Annotated in this window: 25 protein-coding genes; 18 read left to right on the forward strand and 7 right to left on the reverse strand. The window is 68.7% G+C overall.

From position 1 onward, the window contains the following. Positions 1 to 144: 144 nt before the first annotated feature. The 7 genes from N5I32_RS04765 to N5I32_RS04795 all read left to right on the forward strand — a co-directional run bounded on the left by N5I32_RS04765 (position 145) and on the right by N5I32_RS04795 (position 6748). Complete coding sequence (locus N5I32_RS04765) at positions 145 to 1011, forward strand: glucosamine kinase nucleotide-binding domain-containing protein (RefSeq protein WP_261494245.1); 867 nt, start codon at positions 145 to 147, stop codon at positions 1009 to 1011. After that, positions 1008 to 1772 carry a GntR family transcriptional regulator gene (locus N5I32_RS04770; protein ID WP_261494246.1) on the forward strand — a complete coding sequence of 255 codons (765 nt, stop codon included), beginning with the start codon at positions 1008 to 1010 and terminating at the stop codon, positions 1770 to 1772. Before N5I32_RS04765 ends, N5I32_RS04770 begins: the two co-directional genes overlap by 4 nt. Beyond that, a complete protein-coding gene (locus N5I32_RS04775) occupies positions 1769 to 2794 on the forward strand; it encodes an SIS domain-containing protein (protein WP_261494247.1) in 1026 nt (341 codons plus the stop codon). Before N5I32_RS04770 ends, N5I32_RS04775 begins: the two co-directional genes overlap by 4 nt. Further along, positions 2791 to 3957: an N-acetylglucosamine-6-phosphate deacetylase gene (nagA, locus tag N5I32_RS04780; protein WP_261494248.1), complete on the forward strand. Its 1167-nt coding sequence runs from the start codon at positions 2791 to 2793 to the stop codon at positions 3955 to 3957. The genes N5I32_RS04775 and nagA overlap by 4 nt, the downstream gene beginning before the upstream one ends. Positions 3958 to 4097: 140 nt before the next feature. Then, a complete protein-coding gene (gene rpe / locus N5I32_RS04785; protein ID WP_261494249.1) occupies positions 4098 to 4787 on the forward strand; it encodes a ribulose-phosphate 3-epimerase in 690 nt (229 codons plus the stop codon). Positions 4788 to 4915: 128 nt separating this feature from the next. Further along, positions 4916 to 5803: an MBL fold metallo-hydrolase gene (locus tag N5I32_RS04790; RefSeq protein ID WP_261494250.1), complete on the forward strand. Its 888-nt coding sequence runs from the start codon at positions 4916 to 4918 to the stop codon at positions 5801 to 5803. A gap of 222 nt (positions 5804 to 6025) precedes the next feature. Continuing rightward, positions 6026 to 6748, forward strand: coding sequence for a LuxR family transcriptional regulator (locus N5I32_RS04795; protein WP_261494251.1), 723 nt, complete (start codon positions 6026 to 6028; stop codon positions 6746 to 6748). A gap of 366 nt (positions 6749 to 7114) precedes the next feature. Here N5I32_RS04795 and tsf read toward each other — a convergent pair whose 3' ends face one another. From tsf to N5I32_RS04820, 5 genes are all read right to left on the reverse strand, one after another. Continuing rightward, a complete protein-coding gene (tsf, locus tag N5I32_RS04800) occupies positions 7115 to 8023 on the reverse strand; it encodes a translation elongation factor Ts (protein ID WP_261494252.1) in 909 nt (302 codons plus the stop codon). Positions 8024 to 8111: 88 nt separating this feature from the next. After that, positions 8112 to 8879, reverse strand: a complete 768-nt coding sequence (gene rpsB / locus N5I32_RS04805; RefSeq protein WP_261494253.1) for a 30S ribosomal protein S2 — start codon at positions 8877 to 8879, stop codon at positions 8112 to 8114. Then, entirely contained in the window at positions 8842 to 9630 is a 789-nt protein-coding gene (locus N5I32_RS04810) for a GNAT family N-acetyltransferase (protein WP_261494254.1), read from the reverse strand. The genes rpsB and N5I32_RS04810 overlap by 38 nt, the downstream gene beginning before the upstream one ends. 8 nt (positions 9631 to 9638) lie before the next feature. After that, positions 9639 to 9800: a DUF1127 domain-containing protein gene (locus N5I32_RS04815; RefSeq protein ID WP_261494255.1), complete on the reverse strand. Its 162-nt coding sequence runs from the start codon at positions 9798 to 9800 to the stop codon at positions 9639 to 9641. Between the two features lie 14 nt (positions 9801 to 9814). Next, positions 9815 to 10768, reverse strand: coding sequence for a homocysteine S-methyltransferase family protein (locus N5I32_RS04820; RefSeq protein ID WP_261494256.1), 954 nt, complete (start codon positions 10766 to 10768; stop codon positions 9815 to 9817). A gap of 198 nt (positions 10769 to 10966) precedes the next feature. Here N5I32_RS04820 and N5I32_RS04825 point away from each other — a divergent pair, with 198 nt between their 5' ends. The 5 genes from N5I32_RS04825 (at position 10967) to N5I32_RS04845 (ending at position 14746) form a co-directional block, all read left to right on the forward strand. After that, complete coding sequence (locus N5I32_RS04825; protein WP_261494257.1) at positions 10967 to 11596, forward strand: TetR/AcrR family transcriptional regulator; 630 nt, start codon at positions 10967 to 10969, stop codon at positions 11594 to 11596. A 64-nt stretch (positions 11597 to 11660) separates the two neighbouring features. Further along, positions 11661 to 11996 carry a cupin domain-containing protein gene (locus N5I32_RS04830; protein ID WP_261494258.1) on the forward strand — a complete coding sequence of 112 codons (336 nt, stop codon included), beginning with the start codon at positions 11661 to 11663 and terminating at the stop codon, positions 11994 to 11996. A gap of 81 nt (positions 11997 to 12077) precedes the next feature. Next, positions 12078 to 12971 (forward strand): PfkB family carbohydrate kinase, encoded by an 894-nt coding sequence (locus N5I32_RS04835; protein WP_261494259.1) that lies wholly within the window; start codon positions 12078 to 12080, stop codon positions 12969 to 12971. Continuing rightward, a complete protein-coding gene (locus N5I32_RS04840; protein ID WP_261494260.1) occupies positions 12968 to 13885 on the forward strand; it encodes a pseudouridine-5'-phosphate glycosidase in 918 nt (305 codons plus the stop codon). Before N5I32_RS04835 ends, N5I32_RS04840 begins: the two co-directional genes overlap by 4 nt. A gap of 66 nt (positions 13886 to 13951) precedes the next feature. Continuing rightward, the gene (locus N5I32_RS04845; RefSeq protein ID WP_261494261.1) at positions 13952 to 14746 is read left to right on the forward strand and encodes a DUF502 domain-containing protein; all 795 of its coding nucleotides are present in this window, start codon (positions 13952 to 13954) and stop codon (positions 14744 to 14746) included. Here N5I32_RS04845 and N5I32_RS04850 read toward each other — a convergent pair whose 3' ends face one another. Beyond that, a complete protein-coding gene (locus N5I32_RS04850) occupies positions 14747 to 15532 on the reverse strand; it encodes a 3-hydroxybutyrate dehydrogenase (RefSeq protein ID WP_261494262.1) in 786 nt (261 codons plus the stop codon). A gap of 286 nt (positions 15533 to 15818) precedes the next feature. Between N5I32_RS04850 and N5I32_RS04855 the strand changes: the two genes are divergently transcribed. From N5I32_RS04855 to N5I32_RS04865, 3 genes are all read left to right on the forward strand, one after another. Next, positions 15819 to 17633, forward strand: coding sequence for an extracellular solute-binding protein (locus N5I32_RS04855; RefSeq protein WP_261494263.1), 1815 nt, complete (start codon positions 15819 to 15821; stop codon positions 17631 to 17633). 4 nt (positions 17634 to 17637) lie between these two features. Continuing rightward, positions 17638 to 17751: an entericidin EcnA/B family protein gene (locus N5I32_RS04860; RefSeq protein WP_261494265.1), complete on the forward strand. Its 114-nt coding sequence runs from the start codon at positions 17638 to 17640 to the stop codon at positions 17749 to 17751. 281 nt (positions 17752 to 18032) lie between these two features. Continuing rightward, positions 18033 to 18347 carry a hypothetical protein gene (locus tag N5I32_RS04865; RefSeq protein WP_261494267.1) on the forward strand — a complete coding sequence of 105 codons (315 nt, stop codon included), beginning with the start codon at positions 18033 to 18035 and terminating at the stop codon, positions 18345 to 18347. Here the strand turns inward: N5I32_RS04865 and N5I32_RS04870 are convergent. After that, on the reverse strand, positions 18344 to 18973 hold the full coding sequence (locus N5I32_RS04870; protein ID WP_261494268.1) for a helix-turn-helix domain-containing protein: 630 nt from the start codon (positions 18971 to 18973) through the stop codon (positions 18344 to 18346). The two genes, N5I32_RS04865 and N5I32_RS04870, sit on opposite strands and share 4 nt — an antisense overlap. A gap of 99 nt (positions 18974 to 19072) precedes the next feature. Here N5I32_RS04870 and N5I32_RS04875 point away from each other — a divergent pair, with 99 nt between their 5' ends. From N5I32_RS04875 to N5I32_RS04885, 3 genes are read left to right on the forward strand one after another with little or no spacing between them, the layout of a single operon-like run. Beyond that, positions 19073 to 20584 (forward strand): class I adenylate-forming enzyme family protein, encoded by a 1512-nt coding sequence (locus tag N5I32_RS04875; protein WP_261494270.1) that lies wholly within the window; start codon positions 19073 to 19075, stop codon positions 20582 to 20584. Continuing rightward, on the forward strand, positions 20581 to 21228 hold the full coding sequence (locus N5I32_RS04880; RefSeq protein ID WP_261494271.1) for a DsbA family oxidoreductase: 648 nt from the start codon (positions 20581 to 20583) through the stop codon (positions 21226 to 21228). The genes N5I32_RS04875 and N5I32_RS04880 overlap by 4 nt, the downstream gene beginning before the upstream one ends. Then, complete coding sequence (locus N5I32_RS04885) at positions 21225 to 22445, forward strand: multidrug effflux MFS transporter (protein ID WP_439648176.1); 1221 nt, start codon at positions 21225 to 21227, stop codon at positions 22443 to 22445. Before N5I32_RS04880 ends, N5I32_RS04885 begins: the two co-directional genes overlap by 4 nt. Positions 22446 to 22447 lie beyond the last annotated feature (2 nt).

Genomic DNA, 22447 nt, shown 5'->3' on the forward strand with positions numbered 1-22447 from the left:
GTTTCAGTCACAATACCTATCTAATACCTTTTGTCCATACCTTTTCTGAGAGGTCTCATGAACGCCGTATATTCCAACTGAAATCCGCATATCTGACGCGAAATCAGCTTTCATTGGTCGCACAGGTATTATATAGGTATTCACATGACTCAGTCACCGGACCTCATCATCGGGATCGACGGCGGCGGCACGTCCTGCCGCGCGGCATTGCTTTTTGCAGGCCGGCGGGTCGAGATGCGCGGCGGCCCCGCCAACGCCATGCGCTTTGACGAGGCGATGGGCACGATTGCCGGGCTCCTGTCCGGGCTGGCGACGCAGGCTGGGCTGCCGCCCGGCGCGCTCGCCGCCGCGCGCGCCCATGTCGGCCTGGCCGGCGTGATGACGCCCGACATGGCCGCGCGCGTGGCCGCGGCGCTGCCGATGCGCGACGTCACCGTCACGGACGACCAGCCAACCACCATCGCCGGCGCGCTCGGCGCACAGACCGGCGCGGTCGCGGCCATCGGCACCGGGTCCTTCGTCGGCCGGCAGTCGGACACGGGGATCCGCGTACTGGGCGGCTGGGGACTTCCGATCGGCGACCAGGCCTCGGGCGCGCGGCTGGGCCGCCGCCTGCTGGAGGAGGTGATGCTGGCCATCGACGGCCTGCGCCCGCATTCCGGCCTGACCCGCGCCGTGCTGGCCGATCACGGCGGCACCGGCGCGGGGATCGTCTTCTTCTCTGCCACGGCGACGGCGGCCGATTTCGCCACGCTCGCCCCCCGCGTCGTCGCGGCGGCCGAGGCGGGCGATGCCGTCGCCGCGGCGCTGATGGCGGAAGGGGCCGGATACATCGCCGCCTGCCTGACGGCGCTCGGCCACGCCGCCGGAGAGTCTCTTTGCCTGATGGGCGGGGTCGGCCCCGCCTATGCCCGCTGGCTGCCCCCCGGCATGGCCTCCGGCCTGCGCGCGCCGCAGGGGAGCGCGCTGGACGGGGCGCTGATCCTTGCGCGGGCGGAGGGGTGCCCATGACCATCACCGAGTTCCTCGACCCCGAACGCTGGCTCAGCCCCACCGGCGGGCCGCTCTACGTCCAGCTGCGCAAGCGGATCGAGGCGGGGGTGGCCGACGGCATCCTGCCCCCCGACACGCCGCTGCCACCCGAACGCGACATCGCCGCGCTGACCGAACTGTCGCGCGTGACCGTGCGCAAGGCGATCGCCGAACTGGCCGACAAGGGCATGGTGGTGCAGCGGCAGGGGTCCGGGTCCTACATCGCGCCCGGCCGCCCGCGGGTGGAACAGTCGCTGTCGCGGCTGACGTCCTTTTCCGAGGATATGGCCCGGCGCGGTCTTTCCTCGGTTTCCCAATGGCTTGAGCGGGGAATGTTCATGCCCTCACCGGACGAGGTCGTCGCCCTTGGCCTTGGCGCCGACGACCAGGTGGCGCGGCTGGCGCGGCTGAGGCTGGCCGATGGGCGGCCGATGGCGGTCGAACGCGCCTCGCTCCCGCCCGACATCCTGCCCAATCCGCTGGCCGTGACCCAGTCGCTTTACGAGGTGCTGGGGCAGGCGGGGCTGCGACCGGTCCGCGCGATCCAGAAGATCTCGGCGGTCAACCTTGCCGAAGCCGACGCGGCCCTTCTCGGCCTGCCCGCGGGCGCGGCGGGGCTGAAGATCGAACGCATCTCCTACCTGCCCGAGGGGCGGGTCGCCGAATTTACCCGATCGCTATACCGCGGCGACGCCTACGACTTCGTGGCCGAACTGCGCATCCCGGAGCAGCCGACATGACGACAAGCCTGATGCAGCGCGAGGTGCGCGAGATCCCCGAGGCGGTGGCGCGGCTTCTGGACCGGGGCGGCCCGGCGATCCGCAAGGCGGCGCAGGCCGCCCGCGACCGCGACCCCGCCTTCATCGCGACGGTGGCGCGCGGCTCCTCCGACCACGCCTGCAGCTACCTGAAATACGCCGCCGAACTGACGCTGGGGCTGCCGGTCGCCTCGATCGGGCCCTCGGTCGCCTCGATCTACGGGGCGAAACTGAAACTTGGCGGCGCGCTCTGCCTCGCCGTCTCGCAGTCGGGGAAAAGCCCGGACATCGTCGAACTGACGCGCGCGGCACGGGCAGCGGGAGCGCTGGCAGTTGCGGTGACGAACGATCCCGCCTCACCGCTCGCCCTTGCGGCGGAGGCAGTTCTGGACATTCACGCCGGCCCGGAACTCTCTGTTGCGGCAACGAAAACCTTCGTGACGTCTGCGGTGGCCGGGCTCGCGCTTATCGCTGAGTGGGCGGGCGACGCGCCGCTTCTGGCCGCGATCGCCGCGCTGCCCGACCGGCTCGAGGCTGCGACCCGCGCCGACTGGTCGCCGCTGGCCGATGTCATGTGCGAGGTCGGATCGCTCTACACCATCGGGCGGGGGCCATCCTTCGCGATCTCGGGGGAGGCGGCGCTGAAGTTCAAGGAAACCTGCCGCATCCACGCCGAAAGCTATTCCTCGGCCGAGGTGCTGCACGGGCCGGTGTCGATCGTCGAGGACGACTTCCCGGTCCTCGCCTTCGCCGCGGCGGATGCGGCCGAAACGGCTGTCGTCGAGATAGCGGAGGCGATGGCGGGGAAGGGGGCACGGGTGTTCGTCACCTCGGGCCTGGTGCGGCGGGCCACTGCGCTGCCCGCCGTCAGGACCAATCATCCGCTGACCGATCCGCTGGCGCTGATCGTCAGTTTCTACGCCATGGTGGAGGCCGTAGCGCGGGCACGCGGGATTGATCCCGACACCCCGCGGCACCTGAAGAAAGTGACGGAAACCATATGAATACCTTGGCTTTCATCGCTTCTCATATCTTCGACGGCACCACCCTTGGCCCCGGTGCGCTGATCGTCGAGGGCGGGCGGGTACGGGCGGTCGAACCCGCCGCGCCGCGCGGTGTCCGGGTGGTGGACCTTGGCCCCGGCACCATCGCGCCGGGCTTCGTCGATCTGCAGGTGAACGGCGGCGACGGGATCATGCTGAACGACGCGCCGACGGTCGAGACACTGGCGCGGATGGCGGCGGCGCATGCGGGGCTGGGCGCGACCGCCATCCTGCCGACGCTCATCACCGACACGCCCGGACAGACCCGCGCCACCGTCGACGCGGTCGAGGCCGCCGTGGCGGCGGGTGTCGCGGGCATCGCCGGGCTGCATCTGGAGGGGCCGCACCTGTCGATTGCCCGCAAGGGGGCGCATGACCCCGCGCTGATCCGGCCGATGGGGGAGGCGGACCTGGCGTTCCTGGCGGATGCCGCCCGACGCTTGCCGCGGCTCATGGTCACGCTGGCGCCAGAAAGCGTGACGCCCGATCAGATCGCGGCGCTGGCGCGCGCGGGTGTTCTGGTGTCACTGGGCCATTCCGACGCAAGCCACGCCGCCTCCCTGGCCGCGGCGGCGGCGGGCGCGCGCGTCGTCACCCATCTTTTCAACGCGATGAGCCAGCTTGGCAACCGCGAGCCGGGGCTCGTGGGCGCGGCGCTGGACTGCGGTGCGCTCAGTGTCGGGCTGATCGCGGACGGCATCCATGTCCATCCGGCCGCGATCCGCGCCGCGCTGGCAGCCAAGCGCGGACCGGGCTCGGTCTTCCTCGTCTCCGACGCGATGGCGCCCGCGGGATCGTCGATCACGCGCTTCACGCTCAACGGGCGCGAGATCACGCGTGCCGGTGGCCGGCTGACGCTGGCCGACGGAACGCTGGCGGGCGCCGATCTTGACCTGGCGGGCGCGCTCCGGGTGATGACGCGCGATGTCGGGCTGGGCCTGGCGCGGGCGCTGGCGATGGCCACGGCGCTGCCGGCGCGCGTGGCCGGGCTTGACGGCGCCCATGGTGCGCTGCGGTTGGACCGTGCCGCGGATTTCGTCCATCTCGATCCCGGGCTTCGGCTCAGGGGGGTCTGGCGGGGGGGCGTTCCGGTGGCCTTGTCACCGCCGGCAGGGCTTGAGTGAGGGACGGATCGGGTTCATGCGATTATCCGATAATCGGTATTATGTAAAATAAAGACAGCAACCGGCCGAAGCCATGCCGTCACTGGACCCCGGCGCCCCTTGGCGTTAGAGGAAACACAGTCCCCGCACAGGAGCCCGCCATGCCCTTCGACCGCAAGATCAAGATCGCGCCCTCGATCCTCTCCGCCGATTTCGCCAACTTCGGCGCGGAAATTCGCGCGATCGAGGATCAGGGCGCGGACTGGGTGCATGTCGACGTGATGGACGGCCATTTCGTGCCGAACCTGACCTTCGGCCCGGCGATGTGCAAGGCGATCCGCCCGCATATCCGCACGGTGATGGACGTTCACCTGATGATCGCCCCGGTCGATCCCTACATCGCCGCCTTCGCCGAAGCCGGAGCGGATGTCATCACCGCCCATGTCGAGGCCGGGCCGCACATTCACAGAACACTGCAAGCCATTCGAGCCACAGGGAAAAAGGCTGGCCTCGCGCTGAACCCCGGCACCCCGGCAGCGGCGGCCGAAGAGCTTCTCGACCTTGTCGACCTCGTCTGCGTGATGACGGTGAACCCCGGCTTCGGCGGGCAGAAGTTCCTGGACCTGACCGACAAGGTCAGGACGCTGCGGCGGATGATCGGCGACCGCCCCATCCATATCGAGATCGACGGCGGCGTCACCACCGGGACCGCGCCCCTTGTCGCAGCGGCGGGTGCCGATGTGCTGGTCGCGGGTTCAGGCGTCTTTTCCGGCGGTTCGGTCGCCAATCCGGCCGCTTATGGCGCCAACATCGCAGCCATCCGCGCCGCCGCGGAAGGCGCGCGCGGCTGAGGCGGCTGCGCTTCCCGCATTTTCCGGCGTTGCGGTCATGAAGGCCCTGCCCGGCCGGCCCGGACACACATTCGCGCATTGAAATGCGTGGACCGGCCCCCTATCCTTGACCGGAAAAGGAGTTCTCCATGAACGCGCCCCGCACTGCCCAGCGGACCTGCGATGTGACCGCCTTCTTCGACGAGGCGACGAACACCGTGTCCCTTGTCGTCCGCGATCCCGCCGGCACGGCCTGCGCGATCATCGATTCGGTCCTCGACTTCGACTATGCCTCGGGCCGGACCGACACGCGTTCTGCCGACCGCATCGTGGAGCATGTCCGCGACGAGGGGCTGGAAACGGTCTGGATCCTCGAAACCCATGTCCACGCCGACCACCTGTCGGCGGCGCCCTACCTGCAGGAACGCCTTGGCGGCAAGATCGGCATCGGCGCCATGATCACCGTGGTGCAGGACACCTTCGGCAAGATCTTCAACGAGGGGACGGAGTTCCAGCGTGACGGCAGCCAGTTCGACCGCCTGTTCTCCGAAGGCGACACGTTCCAGATCGGCGCGCTTCAGGGCCGGGTCATGCACACGCCAGGCCACACGCCCGCCTGCCTGACCTATGTGATCGAGGATTGCGCCTTTGTCGGCGACACGCTGTTCATGCCCGACTTCGGCACCGCGCGCTGCGACTTTCCGGGCGGATCGGCGGCGAATCTCTACAACTCGATCCAGCGCATCCTCGCCCTGCCCGACGCGACGCGCATCTTCGTCGGCCACGACTACAAGGCGCCGGGGCGCTCCGAATATGCCTGGGAAACGACGGTTGCCGAACAGAAGGCGCTGAACGTCCACATCGGCGCCGGCAAGCCGATTGAGGAGTTCGTGACGATGCGCACCGCGCGCGACAAGACGCTGGGGATGCCGCGCCTGATCATCCCGTCCCTGCAGGTGAACATGCGCGCCGGGCAGATGCCGCCGGCCGAGGATAACGATACCGTCTATCTCAAGGTTCCGGTCAACCGGCTGTGAGGGGGCAGCGGCGCGGCGGAAGTGATTGAACTCGGGCCAGAAACAATCAATTGTGATTTGCAAGCCGGCGAGGTGTGTCGGTGACTCGTGACCGTGGTTCTTGCCGGAGGTTTCTGTCGCATGGATGAAGCCGAGCGTTGGCGGTGCTTCTGCTATCGCCCTGCCCCGAGGTCCTGATCCGTGCGGCCGCCTTCCTGTTTCCTGGCGCATGCCGAAGCGATGATGGACACGTCCTCCATCGACGAGGTCTGGAAGCGGCTTGTGCAGTGCGCGCAGGAATACGGCTTCGACCGCGTGCTTTATGGTGTCACCCGGTCGCGCACCGCCTCCTCGCTCGGGCTGGAGGAGGATATCCTTGTCCTGTCCAACCATTCGGAGGACTACCTCGACGCCTTCGTGCGCTCGGGCCTCTACATGGAGGCGCCGATGGTGAAGTGGGCGCTGGAGAACGAAGGCATCGCTTCCTGGAAGCTGATCGGAGAGCGGGCGCGCGCGGGTCTGCTGAGCGAGGCGGAGGCGCGGGTGATCGACTTGAACCAGCGCCACGGCATCCGCGCCGGCTATTCGATCAGCTTCCGCGACACCTCGGTGCGCACGAAGGGTGCCATCGGTCTGTGCGCGCTGGACCGCGACCAGGACCATGTCGAGGCGATCTGGGCCGCCCACGGGCCGGAGATCGGGTTTCTCTGCCGCCTCATGCATCTCAAGCTGACCACCCTGCCCTATGTGGCGCCGCGCCGCCCGCTGTCGCCGCGCCAGCGCGAGGTGCTGGAATGGGTGGGCGACGGCAAGACGATCCAGGACATCGCCGTGCTGCTGGGCGTCACCACCGCAACGATCGAGAAGCACCTGCGCCTCGCGCGGGAATCGCTGTCGGTGGAGACCACGGCGCAGGCGGTGCTCAAGGCGTCGGTCCACAACCAGATCTTCGTGATCCCGGGCTGAGGCCGGACGCCTGTCCGCAAGGGGCCGAGCGAAATCAACTCTTGGTTGTGGTAAGGAATTCCATACTTCCCCCGCTTGCGAAATCTGCCACAATGGCGCTGTTCCATGAGTGGTGGCTTCGGCCAGGAACGTCGCCCCGACCATCCCGGATTTGCCGGGGCGGAACGGGCAGGCCCTGTCGGCGTTGTGCGGCGGGGTCGAAGGCTCGCGTGGCGACCCTATCCCCACCGGGGCGGCACGAAGGCAAGGGGCGCGCATCTTCCGGGGTGCGCGCCCTTCTTCTTGCCGGACCGGGCCCTTCGCGAAAAGCGAAAGGGGCGGCCGTCGCGCGGCCGCCCCCTTTGGTTTCGGTCCGGTCGAGGACGCTCAGGCGCCGCGGGTCTTGGCGACCTCGGCGGCGAAGTCTTCCTTTTCCTTCTCGATCCCCTCGCCCACGGCGACGCGGGCAAAGCCGGTGATCTCCACGCCGGCTTCCTTGGCGGCCTGTTCCACGGTGATGTCGGGGTTGATCACGAACTGCTGGCCAAGCAGCGTGTTCTCGGACAGGAACTTCTTCATCCGGCCGGGGATGATGTTGTTCTGGATCACCGCGTCCGGCTTTGGCTTGGCAGAGGCTGCGTTTTCTTCCATCGCCTTCTGGGTCTGAACCGCCAGTTCACGCTCCACCAGCGCCGGGTCCAGCGTGGCCTCGGACAGCGCCAGCGGCGAGGTCGCGGCGATGTGCATGGCGAACTGCCGGCCGATTGCCTCGGCCTTGTCCTTCGGACCGTTCAGCGCGACGAGCACGCCGATCTTGCCCATGCCCTCGGCCGCGGTGTTGTGGACGTAGGACACGACCGTATCGCCCTCGAGCGCGTGCATGCGGCGCAGGTTCATGTTCTCGCCGATGCGCGCGATGGCCTCGGTGACGACCTCTTCGACCGGCTTGCCGTTCAGGTGCGTGGCCCGCAGGACCTCGACGCTGTCCGCGGTCTGGAGCGCGAGCGCGGTGATGTCGCGCACCATCTGCTGGAACTCGGCGTTCTTGGCGACGAAGTCGGTTTCGGAGTTGATCTCGATCGCGACGCCGCGACCGTCCTTCACGGCGATGCCCACCAGGCCCTCGGCCGCGACGCGGTCCGACTTCTTGGCGGCCTTGGCCAGGCCCTTGGTGCGCAGCCAGTCGACGGCGGCTTCCATGTTGCCGTCGGTCTCGGTCAGCGCCTTCTTCGCATCCATCATGCCTGCGCCGGTCGAATCACGCAGTTCCTTCACCATCTGAGCGGTGATCGCCATGGTGGCTCTCCTTGTTTGTCGAAAGGGAACAGGCGGGGAGGTTCCCCGCCCGGATGACTGGCAAGAGGGGCCGGGGCCCCTGCCCGGCTCAGGCCTCGGCGCCCTCGGCGGCCGCGTCCTCGCTCGGCGCTTCGGCAAGCGCGCCGATGTCGATGCCGGCGGCGCCCATCTGGGCCGACATGCCGTCAAGAGCGGCGCGGCTGACGAGGTCGCAGTAAAGCGCGATCGCGCGCGAGGCGTCGTCGTTGCCGGGGATGACGTAGTCGACACCCTTGGGCGAGCAGTTGGTGTCCACGATCGCGACGACCGGGATGCCAAGCTTCTGCGCCTCGAGAATGGCGAGGTCTTCCTTGCCCACGTCGATCACGAACAGAAGATCCGGAAGGCCGCCCATCTCGCGGATACCGCCGAGCGAGGCCTGAAGCTTCGCCTGCTCGCGCTCCATGCCGAGGCGTTCCTTCTTGGTCAGGCCCTCGGCGCCCGTGGCCATCACCTCGTCGATGTGCTTGAGGCGCTGGATCGACTGGGACACCGTCTTCCAGTTCGTCAGCGTGCCACCGAGCCAGCGGTGGTTCATGTAGTACTGCGCGCATTTCTCGGCGGCCTCGGCGATGGCCTTGGAAGCCTGCCGCTTGGTGCCGACGAAGAGGATGCGGCCGCCCTTGGCCACCGTCTCGCGGATGACGTTCAGCGCGGCGTCGAGCATCGGCACCGTCTGCGTCAGGTCGATGATGTGGATGCCGTTGCGGTCGCCATAGATGAATTCCGCCATGCGCGGATTCCAGCGCTGGGTCTGGTGGCCGTAGTGAACGCCAGCTTCAAGAAGCTGACGCATGGAAAATTCGGGAAGCGCCATGCCTTTTCCTTTCCGGTTTGCGCCTGAGCGGGGTGATTTCAGAGCAGGGTTTCCCCTGCCCCAACCGGTGGACCGCCGGGGATGTCTCCCCCGAAAGCCCGCACCTCGCCTGTGAAGTGGCGCGCATATACCCCATGGCGCCGGGATTGGCAAGGGGTCCGGCAGGTCGCGTGAGCAGGATCCACGCGCGGCTGTCGGTCGCCCAGTCCTCGCGGACCAGCGCGCGCCGCGCCATCTCGACAAAGCCGAGCCGGGCGTAGAAGGCGCGCGCGCCGAGGTTTCCGTCGGCGACGATGAGGCTCAGGCCCGCAGGCCCCGCCCCTTTGGCCACCCCGGCGACAAGCGCGGTGGCGACCCCCCTGCCGCGGAAGTCGGGATAGGTTGCAAGGATGTTGATGTAGGTCGTGCCGGGCACGAGGTTCTCAAGTTCCTGCAGGGGCCGGAACAGCGGCGGCAGATCGTCCACCGATCCGGGCGTCCCGGCGATGGGATAGACGATCATCGCACCGGCGACGCGGCCCTCCAGTTCCGCAATCTGCGCGTTTGTCCAGCTGAAGGCGCCGCTGTCGCGCGCCGCCCGCGCCGCCCCCACATCCCAGACGCTCTGGCCGGGTTCGACCAGCCGCGACCAGAGGTGCCGGGGAAGCCCCTCGCCCGCGAGGTCGGCCAGGCGGGCGAGGTCGGCGGCGTCGTCGCGCCGGGCGGGGCGCAGGACGGGGCCATGGGTGGGGCCAAGGGTGGGGTCTTGCATCGCCACCCTCATCCGCCGCCCCGCAGGACCGCGCGCAGTACATCCGGCTGACCGACGGCATCGCCCAGCCCGATGTCGCGCAAGAGGTGGGCCGGCAGGTCGGCGACCACCCGACGCTGGTCACGCGCCTGGAATGACGCGCGCCAGCGGGTTGCGAGATGTCTCAGCATGGTCCGGTCCCCCTTCATGCCCAGGCCGTGGTGCTGCAGCGGTGGCCGATGGCGCCGATGTGGCGGGTGTCGGTGCCACAGCAGCCGCCGAGGATGCGCAGCGCCGGCAGCAGCCGCATCAGGTCGGCGTAATCGTCGGCAAGCTCGCCCGGGTTCCCGGCGTCCAGCTCGGTGGAATCGTCCAGCTCCGCATGGCTCTTGCGCGAGGCATTGGCCCGGACCATCCGCAATCGATCGGTCCAGCCGCCCGCAAGAACGTCGCGGAAGTGGTCGGGGTGGGCGCAGTTGATGCCATACCAGGCCACCTGCCCCTGCGTTTGCGCATCGGTTTCCGCAACCGCCTCGGCCGGGGTCCGCCCGTCGACGAGGCGCCCGTCGGTCTCGACGGTGAAGGAAACGGCGACCGGCACGCCGGCCTTCGCTGCCGCGCGCGCGATGCCGACGCCCTGCGCGACATTGGGGATCGTCGTCGCGGTCACCAGGTCGACCCCCGCAGCGGCAAGGACGCGAACCTGGCGTTCGTGCACCGCCTCGGCCTCGTGCGCGTCGAGAAGCCGGTCGGGTGCATAGGCATCGCCATGCGGCCCAACCACCCCGTTCAGCAGGATGTCGAGCCCCGCCGCCGCGGGCGCGGCCATGACCTCTCGGGCGAAGGCGACGGCATCGCGGTTCGCCGCATCGATCTCCTCGGGCGAGAGCCCCATGATCGCCCCCCAGCCGGAACCCGACCGCCAGGTCGCGGTATCGAGGACGAAGCCCGCGCCGTGACGGCGCGCCTCGGCAAGGTAGCCCTCGAAGTAGCGGGCGAGCGTGCGCCGCCCCTCCGCCCGCGCCAGAAGCGGGAAAGCGGCGAAATGCGGCAGGTCGATCCCGTCGTGGAAGATCAGCGTCGTTTCCAGCCCGCCATCGGCCAGCCAGAGCCTGCGATCGGCCCGTGCGATCAGGTCGCGCGTCTTTTTCATTGGCATGATGTCCTCCGTGCCATACATTTTTTCGATGCCGGACATCTAGCCAGCCGGGCCCGCTGGGCCTAGTTGGCACGCGGTTCAGGAAACGCGGATTTCTTTTTTCGTTTGATGCCAGTGCGTTGACTGTGGTCACGTCCGCGCCGGATCCCGTCGCGCGTGGCCGGACTGTACCACGGGTGCAGAAACGGAGGAACCGGAATGACGAAAGCCGCAGGCAGGGGCGAACAGACCCGGACCCGCATCATGGACATCGCGCAGGATGCGATCCTCGTGAAGGGCTTCGACGCGACCTCGATCGAGGAGATCGTGGCGGAGGCGGAGATCACCAAGGGCGGCTTCTTCTACCACTTCCCCGACAAGAACGCGCTGGCCCGCGCGCTGATCGAGAGGCACATCGAGGTCGAGGACCGGATCTTCGACGATCTCTGGGCGCGGGCGCGCGAACTCAGCGACGATCCGCTGCATGCCACGCTGATCGGGCTCCGGCTTCTGGCAGAGATGCTGGGCGACATGCCGAACGGGCATCCGGGCTGCATCGTCGCCACCGCCGCCTATCAGGAACGCCTGTTCGACGCCGAGGTGCGCGAGATGAACAGGCGCGCGGTCCTGGGCTGGCGCGCGCGGTTCCGGGCGATCTTCGAGGAGATCGCGCGCAGCTATCCGCCGCGCGAGCCGGTGGACCTCGACGCGCTGGCCGACATGGTCAACACCGTGGTCGAGGGCGGGCTGGTGATGAGCCGCGCGCTGGGGGAGCCAAAGATGATCGTGGGGCAGATCCTGCTTCTGCGCACCTTCGTCAAACTGGTCTTCCTTCCGCCCTCGCACTGAGGGCATCCTGCCCGCGCGCAGGCACGAACCGCCGCGCCGTTCCCGCATCACAAGGACAGCGACCATGCCCCTTCCCGCCTTCATGCGCACCTTCCCCGCGCTCGACCTGCCCTTTCCCGACGACACGGTGCGGACCAGCGCCGTGCGGTCGGAGGCGGGGCTTGTCGTCTTCTTCACCTTCCTGAAGGATTTCGACCTGCCGCCCCATTCCCACGGCGCGCAGTGGGGCAGCGTGATCGAGGGCGGGATCGAGTTCACCATCGGCGGGGTGACCCGGCGCTACGGACCCGGCGACAGCTATGACATCCCTGCCGGCACCGTCCATTCGGCGCGCATCAGCGCCGGCACCGTGGCGGTGGACGTGTTCGAGGAGCCGGACCGCTACCCGCTGCGGGGCTGACGCCGGGGCATCGGTCGCCGGTCCGGCAAGCTGCGGGCGGGACATCTTGCGGGCGGGGCGGTTTCGCGGCAAAGGTCGGCCATGACGGCGAAACCCGACATCCTCTGCATCGGCTCGGTCCTGTGGGACATCATCGGGCGCACCTCGGCCCCGATGGCCGCGGGCGCCGACGTGCCGGGCCGCATCACCCGCCTGCCGGGCGGGGTGGCGATGAACATCGCGATGACGCTGGCGCGGTTCGGGCTACGCCCCGCGCTCCTGACCGCGGTCGGCTGCGATGCCGAGGGGAATGAGCTGGTGGCGGCAGCCGGGCGGCTGGGCCTCGACTGCGGCCATATCCACCGCGCGCCCGACCTGCCGACCGACCGCTACATGGCGGTCGAGGGGGCGGACGGCCTGGTCGCGGCGATCGCGGACGCCCATTCGCTGGAAGCGGCGGGGGAGCGGATCCTGCGGCCGCTCATGGACGGGGCGCTGGGCCGGCCCGGCGCCTGGTGGGCGGGGCCGATCGCGCTGGACGGGAACCTGACGCTGGCGCTCCTCTCCGACATCGCGCGCGCGCCCGCGTTCGCGCAGGCCGACCTCAGGATCGCGCCCGCCTCGCCCGGCAAGGCGGAACGGCTGATGCCGCTTTTGCCGCTGGCTAACGCCACGCTTTACGTCAACCTCGAAGAGGCGGGCATCCTGTGCCAGCGGCGGTTTGCCAGCGCGCCTGAGGCTGCGGCGGGCCTTGTAGCGCAGGGCGCGCGCCGGGTTCTGGTCACCGACGGCGGACGCCCGGCGGCCGACGGCACGCAGGACGGGGTGATCGCCGCAGCCCCGCCGCCGGTTGCGGTTGCCCGCGTGACCGGGGCCGGCGATACCTTCATGGCCGCCCATATCGTCGCCGAACGGCGCGGCCTTGCCCGCGACGCGGCCCTTGCGTCCGCACTTCAGGCGGCCGCCCGCTATGTATCGGGAGATGCTGGATCATGACCAACCTGCCCCTGACCCTTTCGCCCGAGGTTGCCGAGGCACAGCGCCGCGGCGCCCCGGTCGTCGCGCTCGAATCGACGATCATCACCCACGGGATGCCGTATCCGCAGAACCTGCAGACCGCGATGGAGGTCGAGGCGGCGGTGCGCGCGGGCGGCGCCACGCCGGCCACCATCGCGGTGATGGGCGGGCGGCTGCACATCGGCCTGACCGGGGAGGAACTGGAGACGCTGGCGCGGGCGGAGGGCGTGATGAAGCTCAGCCGCGCGGACCTGGCCGTCTGCCTGGCCCAAGGGTGGACCGGGGCCACCACAGTCGCCGCGACGATGATTGCCGCGCATCTTGCCGGGATCGCTGTCTTCGCGACGGGTGGCATCGGCGGGGTCCACCGCGGAGCGGAGACGAGCTTCGACATCTCGGCCGACCTGACCGAGCTTGCCCGCACCCCGGTGACGGTGGTGGCGGCGGGCGCCAAGGCGATCCTCGACATCCCCAAGACGCTCGAGGTGCTGGAAACGCAGGGCGTGCCGGTCATCGCCGTGGGGCAGGACGAGTTCCCCGCCTTCTGGTCGCGCAGTTCCGGCCTTGCCGCGCCGCTCCGCATCGACAGCGCTGCCGGGATCGCGGCGGCGCACCGGATGCGCGCGCGGCTGGGTCTTGCCGGTGGGCAACTGGTTGCCAACCCGATTCCGGCAGAGGCGGAAATCCCGCGGGCCGAGATCATGCCGGTGATCGAAGCAGCACTGGCCGAGGCCGCGGCACAGGGCATCGCCGCCAAGGCGGTGACCCCCTTCCTGCTGTCGCGCATCTTCGAGATGACCGAGGGCCGGTCGCTGCAGGCCAACATCGCGCTTGTCCTCAACAACGCCCGGCTTGGTGCCGCCATCGCCACGGAAATCGCCCGCGCCCCCTGACCCGACGCTGACCCATTGGCATTGCCGGGCGGAGTGCCTACATTCCGCCCGGACAGGGGGGACCGAATGGAAACCGGACAGACGGGCGACCATCATCCGACGCCGCATGGAACGCGCCGGAAGGGGCTGATCGCGCGCTTCCGCGCGAACTTCCTGACCGGCCTTGTGGTCATCGCGCCGGTCGGCCTGACCTTCTGGCTGATCTGGAAGGTCACCGGCTGGATCGACAGCTGGGTGCTGCCGTTCATCCCGCAACGCTATCAGCCCGCGACGCTGGTGCGCGACCTCTTCTGTGACGCGCCGCTGGCCGGGCAGACGCCCGCCGACCTGCCCTACTGGTGCGGCGACGGCGTGCTGGACCTGCGCGGGATCGGCGTCGTCATCTTCCTGGTCTTCACCGTGGTCGTGGGCTGGATCGCCAAGGGCATCCTTGGCCGGTCGCTGATCGCCTGGGGCGAAAGCATGGTCGACCGCATGCCGATCGTGCGCTCGATCTACAGCGGCGTGAAGCAGGTCGCCGAGACCGTCTTCAACCAGTCCGAGGCGAAGTTCGACAAGGCCTGCATGATCGAATATCCCCGCCCCGGCATCTGGGCGATCGGCTTCGTCTCCACCTCGGCCAAGGGCGAGATCCTGATGCGCCTGCCGGAGGACGACGTACTGACCGTCTTCCTGCCGACGACGCCGAACCCGACCTCGGGCTTCCTGCTCTATGTCCCCCGGCGCGACGTGATCTATCTGGACATGTCGGTGGAGGACGCGGCCAAGCTCATCATCTCCGCCGGTCTCGTCTATCCCGCGCCGAAGCCGCCGCGCACGGGGCTGTCGGGGCCCACCGGCCCCTCCCGCCCCGAGGCGTGATCAGAGCGCGGTCCAGCCGCCGTCGACGGAGATTGTGGTGCCGGTGATCTGCGCGGCGGCGGGCGAGCAGAGGAAGGCCGCGGTACCGCCGATTTCTTCCACCGTCGCGAACTGGCGCGAGGGCTGGCGCAGCAGCATAACCTCGCGGATCACCGTCTCGCGGTCCATGTCGTGTACCTTCATCTGGTCGGGGATCTGCGCCTCGACCAGCGGCGTCAGCACGTAACCGGGGCAGATCGCGTTCGCGGTGATCCCCTGCCCCGCGGTTTCCAGCGCGACGGTCTTGGTCAGGCCGACCACCCCGTGCTTGGCCGCGATATAGGCCGACTTGAAGGGCGAGGCGGTCAGCCCGTGGGCCGAGGCGATGTTGACGATCCGGCCCCAGCCGCGTTCGCGCATCCCCGGAAGGGCGGCGGCGGTGGTGTGGAAGGCGGAGGACAGGTTGATGGCCAGGATCGCGTTCCACTTCTCGACCGGGAAGTCCTCGACCGGGGCGACGTGCTGGATGCCGGCGTTGTTGACCAGGATGTCGCAGCCGCCCGCCTGCCGGACCAGCGCGCGGCAATCCTCGCCCACCGACATGTCGGCCTTGATGTAGCGCGCCTTCACCCCGTGCTCCGCGCCGATGCGTTCGGCCAGCGCGTGATCCTCGGCCCGGTCGGTGAAGGAGTTTAGGACGATGTCGGCCCCCTGCCGCGCCAGTTCGACGGCGACGCCAAGGCCGATGCCGGAGTTCGATCCGGTGACGATGGCGGTCTTGCCCGAAAGTTGCCCCGAAAGCTGCATGGACTTCCCCGATCATGTTGCGTTGCAGCGACAATAGGTGCTGCGGACGCAAAGAACAGGAAAAAGTTTCGCGCCGCCGGGCTGACGCCGCGGCACCAAAAAAAACGCCCGCGCGAGGCGGGCGTCAAGTTATTGAGGCAGGTTTCATACAGGCAAGAAACCTATCGAGCAGTGCCATCCTTATACGCGGTTCACCGCCACTGGCCAAGCTAAAAGTTTGAAAAGGCAGGGAAGCCGCGATAGCCTTGGCCCCAATCAAAACGCAAGGGCGGGAATTGTTGCCGAAATGAGACCGGAGTTTTTCGCAAGCATTGTCCGGACCCTTGTCGCGGCCACGATTCTGGGAACGGCGGCGCCAGTGGCGGCCGAACCGAGCCATGGCATAGCTATGTATGGAAAGCCCGCGCTTCCACCCGATTTTGTGTCGCTGCCCTATGCCAATCCCGACGCACCAAAGGGCGGACGGATCGTCTTCGGCGAGGCGGGCGGGTTCGACTCCCTCAACCCCTACATCCTCAAGGGCTCCGCCCCCTGGGGCCTTGGCCTGCACACGGTCGAGACGCTGATGGCGCGCTCGATCGACGAGCCGTTCACGCTTTACGGGCTTCTCGCCGAATCGGTGGAAACCGACGAATCGCGCAGCTGGGTCGCCTTCACGTTGCGCCCCGAGGCGCGATTCTCCGACGGCAGCCCGGTGACGGTCGAGGACGTGATGTGGAGCTACGAGACGCTTGGCACCAAGGGCCATCCGCGCTACCGCAACGTCTGGGACAAGGTCGCGAAGATGGAGCAGACGGGCGAGCGCACGGTCCGCTTCAGCTTCGACTCGGCGGACCGGGAACTGGCGCTCCTGATGGGGATGCGCCCGATCCTGAAGAAGGCGCAGTGGGAGGGGAAGGACTTTGCCGAAAGCGCGCTCGACGTGCCCGTGGGGTCGGGCCCCTACGTCGTCGCGGATTTCGAGCCGGGCCGCTTCATCACCTTCCGCCGCAATCCCGACTACTGGGGCGCCCATCTCGGGTTCAACCGGGGGCTGAACAATTTCGACGAGATCCGCTACGACTATTTCGGCGATGGCGACGTGACGTTTCAGGCGTTCACCGCCGGCGACACCTCCTCCTTCCGCGAATCGAGCGCGTCGAAGTGGCTGACATCCTACGATTTTCCCGCCGTTCAGACGGGCGAGGTCATCAAGGCGGAGATCCCGAACCAGCGCCCGTCGGGCATCACCGGACTGGTCATGAACACCCGAAACCCGGTCTTCGCCGACTGGCGCGTGCGCGAGGCGATGATCCAGGCTTTCAACTTCGACTTCGTGAACCAGGCGATCAACGCGGGCAGCGAGCCGCGCATCGCCTCCTACTTCTCGAACTCGCCGCTCGGCATGGACGCGGGCCCGGCGACCGGCAAGGTCGCGGCGCTGCTCGCCCCCTTCGCCGCCGACCTGCCGCCCGGCACGATCGAGGGCTATGCGCTCCCCGAAGGGAACGCGGGCCAGGCGGTCGACCGCAAGAGCCTGCGCCGCGCCATGGCGCTGTTCGAGGAGGCGGGATGGACCGTCCGGGACGGCGTGATGCAGAACGCGGCCGGCCAGCCCTTCACCTTCGAGATCGTGCTGCAATCGGGCGCGACCCAGACCGAACAGGTCGTCGACATCTACGTGCAGGCGCTCAAGAACCTCGGCATCGTGCCGACCGTTACTTCGGTCGACAGCGCGCAGTACAAGGAGCGCACAAACACCTATGCTTTCGACATGGCCTGGTACACCCGCGCCCTGTCGCTGAGCCCCGGCAACGAACAGATGCTTTACTGGGGGGCTGCGGGCGTGACCGAACCCGGAACCCGCAACTGGATGGGCATGAACTCCCCCGCCGCCGAGGCGATGATCGCGGCCATGGTCGGGGCCGGAGGGCAAGAGGATTTCGTGGCCGCGACCCAGGCGCTCGACCGCATCCTGACGGCGGGGCGCTATGTCATCCCGGTCTGGTTCAGCCGCGTGTCGCGGCTGGCGCACGACCGGCATCTTCACTATCCGGACCGGATTCCGCTATACGGCGACTGGCCCGGATTCCAGCCGGAAACATGGTGGTATGAGGACTGAGAGCATGAAGAAACTGATCCTTCTGGCATTCGTCGCGGCCCTTGCCGGCTGTAACGCCGTCGCCGGCGCGGGCGAGGACGTCTCGGCGGGCGCGCGCACCGTCCAGGGCTGGTTCTGACGCGGCAAGGGCGCCGCAACTCCGTTCGCCCGGCGGCCCGGTGACGCCGCGCGACGTCGGCGACCGGCACGCGGAACGAACGTTCGCGCCCGTTGCGCAGCCAAGGCCGTCCGGTACGCTGGGCTGCGGGCGCGCTCGGCGCTGTCTGGCCCGGTGATGCGCCCGCCCCGGCCTCTGCCGAGGTCGCGGGCGCTTTGGTCGCGGCACTCATCCTTCCGAAACTCTTTTCCCGCTAGGCCTTTGGGTGCAAGATCACCCTGAAGACCGCCGGGAGAAGACCGATGAAATGGCATCACGTTCAGGAAAACTGGTTCGCGTTCTTCGACGCGATCCTCGACAAATGGCCCGATGCCGACGAGGCGGAGCTTGAAGAGATCGACGGCGACCAGCGCGCTTTCATCACCTACATCGCCGAGCTGACCGGGCAGGAGATCACCGAGGCGAAGGAGGAGATCCGCGACTGGCTGACGGGCGAACTGCCCTCAGACGTGGTCATGGACCCGCGCCACGACGACCATTCGATCAGCCTGTCGCGCAAGTACCTGCCTGAGGGCGAGGACGAAAGCGACGACGACGCCCGCTTCGGCGACGACTAGGCGAGGCTTGTCACCCAGAGCACCGTCGCATCCTCGGGGCTGACGGAAACCACGTTGTGCCCCATCGCGGCGTCGTAATAGGCGCTGTCGCCGCGCCTGAGTTCGACCGGCTCGTAGAACTCGGTGTAAAGCGTCACGATCCCGGTGAGGACATAAAGGAACTCCTCGCCCTCGTGGCGGACCCAGCCGTCGAATTCCTCGAGCCGGCGGGCGCGGATGCGGGCGCGGTAGGGCAGCATCTGTTTGCGCGTCAGCGCGCCGGCCAGAAGCTCGTGTTCATAGGTCGTGGTCAGGTGCGCCTGCCCCTCGCCCGCCTTGGTCACCGCCATGCGGCCGTTCACCTGCGTCTGCGCGGCGGGCGTGAACAGCTGCGGCACCGAGATGGCCAGCCCCTCGGCCAGCTTCTTCAGCGCCTCGTAGGTGGGCGACATCTGCCCGTTCTCGATCTTCGAGAGGGTCGAGCGCGCCAGCCCCGCCTGCACCGCCGCCTGTTCCAGCGTCCAGCCACGCGCCTTCCTCAGGTCGCGCACACGCTTGCCAAGGTCGATCGGTTCGGCCGCCGCCGTGCCAGCCCCGCTGGCGCGCGCGATCCGGATGATGCGGGTCTGATCGTTCGATTTGGTCATGCCGCCGCCACCTGCGCCCTCTCGCGTGCATCGGGTCTGTGCATTAGCGCGTTTCCCTTGTGCCTTGCAACGCCCCGGCAAGGGGCGTAGCGAGGACCCATGCCGTCGCCCAGCCGGAATCCCGCCCCCCTGCCCCTGCCTGCGTCGCTCAATCTGGCGGAGCATGTGCTCGCGCGTGCCGAAACGCTGGGCGACAAGGTGGCGCTTCAGCTTCTGCGCCCCTCCGGGGCCGAACGCTGGAGCTATGCGCGCCTGTCCGGTGCAGTACGCGGCGTGGCCACGGGGCTGCTGGAGCGTGGGCTCGCCCCGGGCGACCGCGTTCTTCTGCGGCTCGGCAACGGGGTGGAATTTCCGCTGGCCTTCCTGGGCGCGATCGCCGCGGGGCTGGTGCCCGTCGTCGCCTCCAGCCAGTTGACGCAGCCGGAGGTGGAGCGCATCGCCCGCGATCTTGCCCCCCGCCTGACGGTCGCCGGCGCGGGCATCGCCCGGCCCGAGGGCATCCCCGCCCTTGAGGCATCCGCGCTGATGGAGATGGAAGGGCTGAGCCCGGCCGCCTTTGCCACGGGCGATTCCAACCGGCCCGCCTATGCCGTCTACACCTCCGGCACCTCGGGCGCGCCGCGCGCGGTCCTGCACGCGCACCGCGCCATTCTGGCGCGCGCGCTGATGTTCGAGGGCTGGTATGGCTTGCGCGCCGACGACCGGATGCTGCACGCGGGCGCGATGAACTGGACCTACACGCTCGGCACCGGGCTGCTTGATCCCTGGACCCTCGGCGCCACCGCGCTGGTCCCGGCGGCGGGCGTGACGGCGGACCAGATCCCGCTTTTGATGAAGCGCTTCGATGCGACGATTTTTGCTGCGGCGCCTGGCGTTTACCGGCAACTCCTCAAGTACGGCGCCCGGCTTGCCCTGCCCCGCCTGCGGCACGGGCTTTCAGCCGGGGAAAAGCTGCCCGAGGCGACGCGGGCGGCGTGGATGGCGGCCACCGGGACACCGGTCCACGAGGCCTTCGGCATGTCCGAATGCTCCACCTTCCTGTCGGGCTCGCCCGCCCGGCACGCGCCCGCGGGCACGCTGGGCTATCCGCAGGCCGGGCGGCATGTCGGCATCCTGGACGATGAGGGCCACCCGGTCGCGCACGGGGCCGAGGGCACGATTGCCGTCCACCGCTCCGACCTCGGCCTGTTCCTCACCTACGCCGACGCCCCGGACGAGGCCGCCGCGCGCTTTCGCGGCGACTGGTTCCTGACCGGCGATCGCGCGGTCGCGACAGTGGACGGCGCGTTCCGCTATCTGGGCCGGGCCGACGACATGATGAACGCGGGCGGCTACCGCGTCTCCCCCGCCGAGGTGGAGGCCGCCTTTGCCGATGCGCCGGGGCTGGAGGCCTGCGCCGCCTTCGAGGCGCGGGTGAAGGCCGACACGACCGTGATCGCGCTTGCCCATTGCGGTACCGCCAGCGAGCAGAACCTGGAGGCGGCGGCAGCCCGGGCGCTCGCCCGCTACAAGCAGCCCCGGCTCTACCTGCGCAGGGACAGCCTGCCGCGCACGGCGACGGGCAAGACAAACCGCCGCGCATTACGCGAGGAATGGGAGAAAACGCATTGATAAAGCTTGATATCCTTTCCGATCCGATTTGCCCCTGGTGCTATATTGGCAAGGCCCGGCTGGACCGCGCGCTGGAGGCGCGGCCGGATCATCCGTTCGAGATCGAGTGGCATCCCTTCCAGCTCAACCCCGAAATGCCGCGCGAAGGCGTGGAGCGGCGCACCTACATGGAGGCGAAGTTTGGCGGCAAGGAGGGCGCGGTGCGCGCCTACCGGCCGGTCGTCGACCACGCCGAAGACGCCGGGCTTGAGCTGAACCTCGACCGGATCGAACGCACGCCGAACACGCTCGACGCGCACCGGCTGATCCATTGGGCGGGGCTGGAGGGGCGGCAGACGGCGGTGGTCTCGGGCCTGTTCCGCGCCTACTTCCGCGAGGGGTGCGACATCGGCGATGCCGGGGTTCTGGCCGACCTGGCCGGAGAGGCGGGGCTTGACCGGGAGATGGTGGCGCGGCTGCTTGCGGGCGACGGCGACCGGGCGGAGATCGCCGCGCGCGATGCCCACGCCCGCGAACGCGGGGTCAGCGCGGTGCCGACCTTCGTGCTGGCGAACACCTATGTCCTGAGCGGTGCGCAGCCCACCGAAACCTGGTTGAAGATCATCGATGAACTCGTTTCACAAAAAAAGGAAAACACCGCATGACCAGCGCCGCCGACAGCCCCCTGGTGCAGCGGCGCCTGCCGGCGGGCGAGTTCACCGTGATGATCGCGATGCTGTTTGCCACGGTGGCCTTTTCCATCGACGCGATGCTGCCCGCCCTGCCAGAGATCGCGGCGGAACTGACGCCCGACGCGGTCAACCACGCGCAGCTGATCCTGACCGCCTTCGTGCTTGGCATGGGGGCCGGGACGGCGATCGCAGGCCCGATCTCGGACGCGACCGGGCGCAAGCCCGCCATCGTCGGGGGCTTTGCGCTCTACATCGCCGGGGCGATCCTGGCGCATTACGCGCCCACGATCGAGCTTCTGCTGGCCGCGCGCGTGATCCAGGGGCTGGGCGCGGCGGGTCCGCGCATCGTCGGCCTCGCCCTTGTCCGCGACCTGTACGAGGGGCGCGAGATGGCGCGCGTCACCTCCTTCGCGATGACGATCTTCATGATCGTGCCCGCCGTTGCACCCTCCATCGGCGCGGTCATCATCGGGCTGGCCGGTTGGCGGGCGGTGTTCCTGGCCTTCGTCGTCTTCGCGCTGATCGCGGCGGTCTGGCTTGGCCAGCGCCAGCCCGAGACGCTGGCCCCGCCGCGGCGCCGGCCGCTTTCCGGGCGCAACATCCTGTCGGCCGCGCGCGAGGTGCTCGCCAACCGGGACGTGCGGATCTATACGGTGGTGATGACCCTGGGCTTCGGGCAGATGTTCGCGCTGTTGTCGACGGCACAGCAGATATTCGACGTAACCTATGGCCAGGGCGCGAATTTTCCCCTCTGGTTCGCGCTCATGGCGGCGATTGCCGCCAGCGCCACGTTCCTGAACGCGACGCTGGTCATGCGGGTCGGGATGCGGCGGCTGGCGACGGATGCCTATCTCTGGCAGGCAATCTCCTCCTCGGTGGTGCTGGCCGTGGTCCTGGGCGGGGTCGGCACCGGGGCAGCGGGATTTGCGGTCTTCTTCCTCTGGGGGTCGAGCGTGTTCTTCATGGCGGGGCTGACCTTCGGCAACCTCAACGCGCTGGCATTGCAGAAGATGGGTCATATCGCCGGCATGGCCGCCTCGGTCATCGCGTCAATCTCCACCATCATGGCGGTGCTGATCGCCGGACCGCTCGGCCAGACCTTCGACGGCACGGCGGTGCCGGTGATCGTCGGGGTGGTGATCTGTTCGGCGCTGGCCTGGCTTCTGATGCGCCGGACCCTGCCGCACTAAAA

The sequence above is a fragment of the Albidovulum sediminis genome (genome assembly GCF_025380365.1).
Lineage (GTDB): Bacteria > Pseudomonadota > Alphaproteobacteria > Rhodobacterales > Rhodobacteraceae > Albidovulum > Albidovulum sediminis.

Coding starts and splice junctions, on each gene's coding strand:
- N5I32_RS04765 (WP_261494245.1), top strand. CDS start 145: ATGACTCAGTCACCGGACCTCATCATCGGGATCGACGGCGGCGGCACG.
- N5I32_RS04770 (WP_261494246.1), top strand. CDS start 1,008: ATGACCATCACCGAGTTCCTCGACCCCGAACGCTGGCTCAGCCCCACC.
- N5I32_RS04775 (WP_261494247.1), top strand. CDS start 1,769: ATGACGACAAGCCTGATGCAGCGCGAGGTGCGCGAGATCCCCGAGGCG.
- nagA (WP_261494248.1), top strand. CDS start 2,791: ATGAATACCTTGGCTTTCATCGCTTCTCATATCTTCGACGGCACCACC.
- rpe (WP_261494249.1), top strand. CDS start 4,098: ATGCCCTTCGACCGCAAGATCAAGATCGCGCCCTCGATCCTCTCCGCC.
- N5I32_RS04790 (WP_261494250.1), top strand. CDS start 4,916: ATGAACGCGCCCCGCACTGCCCAGCGGACCTGCGATGTGACCGCCTTC.
- N5I32_RS04795 (WP_261494251.1), top strand. CDS start 6,026: ATGGACACGTCCTCCATCGACGAGGTCTGGAAGCGGCTTGTGCAGTGC.
- tsf (WP_261494252.1), bottom strand. CDS start 8,023: ATGGCGATCACCGCTCAGATGGTGAAGGAACTGCGTGATTCGACCGGC.
- rpsB (WP_261494253.1), bottom strand. CDS start 8,879: ATGGCGCTTCCCGAATTTTCCATGCGTCAGCTTCTTGAAGCTGGCGTT.
- N5I32_RS04810 (WP_261494254.1), bottom strand. CDS start 9,630: ATGCAAGACCCCACCCTTGGCCCCACCCATGGCCCCGTCCTGCGCCCC.
- N5I32_RS04815 (WP_261494255.1), bottom strand. CDS start 9,800: ATGCTGAGACATCTCGCAACCCGCTGGCGCGCGTCATTCCAGGCGCGT.
- N5I32_RS04820 (WP_261494256.1), bottom strand. CDS start 10,768: ATGCCAATGAAAAAGACGCGCGACCTGATCGCACGGGCCGATCGCAGG.
- N5I32_RS04825 (WP_261494257.1), top strand. CDS start 10,967: ATGACGAAAGCCGCAGGCAGGGGCGAACAGACCCGGACCCGCATCATG.
- N5I32_RS04830 (WP_261494258.1), top strand. CDS start 11,661: ATGCCCCTTCCCGCCTTCATGCGCACCTTCCCCGCGCTCGACCTGCCC.
- N5I32_RS04835 (WP_261494259.1), top strand. CDS start 12,078: ATGACGGCGAAACCCGACATCCTCTGCATCGGCTCGGTCCTGTGGGAC.
- N5I32_RS04840 (WP_261494260.1), top strand. CDS start 12,968: ATGACCAACCTGCCCCTGACCCTTTCGCCCGAGGTTGCCGAGGCACAG.
- N5I32_RS04845 (WP_261494261.1), top strand. CDS start 13,952: ATGGAAACCGGACAGACGGGCGACCATCATCCGACGCCGCATGGAACG.
- N5I32_RS04850 (WP_261494262.1), bottom strand. CDS start 15,532: ATGCAGCTTTCGGGGCAACTTTCGGGCAAGACCGCCATCGTCACCGGA.
- N5I32_RS04855 (WP_261494263.1), top strand. CDS start 15,819: ATGAGACCGGAGTTTTTCGCAAGCATTGTCCGGACCCTTGTCGCGGCC.
- N5I32_RS04860 (WP_261494265.1), top strand. CDS start 17,638: ATGAAGAAACTGATCCTTCTGGCATTCGTCGCGGCCCTTGCCGGCTGT.
- N5I32_RS04865 (WP_261494267.1), top strand. CDS start 18,033: ATGAAATGGCATCACGTTCAGGAAAACTGGTTCGCGTTCTTCGACGCG.
- N5I32_RS04870 (WP_261494268.1), bottom strand. CDS start 18,973: ATGACCAAATCGAACGATCAGACCCGCATCATCCGGATCGCGCGCGCC.
- N5I32_RS04875 (WP_261494270.1), top strand. CDS start 19,073: ATGCCGTCGCCCAGCCGGAATCCCGCCCCCCTGCCCCTGCCTGCGTCG.
- N5I32_RS04885 (WP_439648176.1), top strand. CDS start 21,225: ATGACCAGCGCCGCCGACAGCCCCCTGGTGCAGCGGCGCCTGCCGGCG.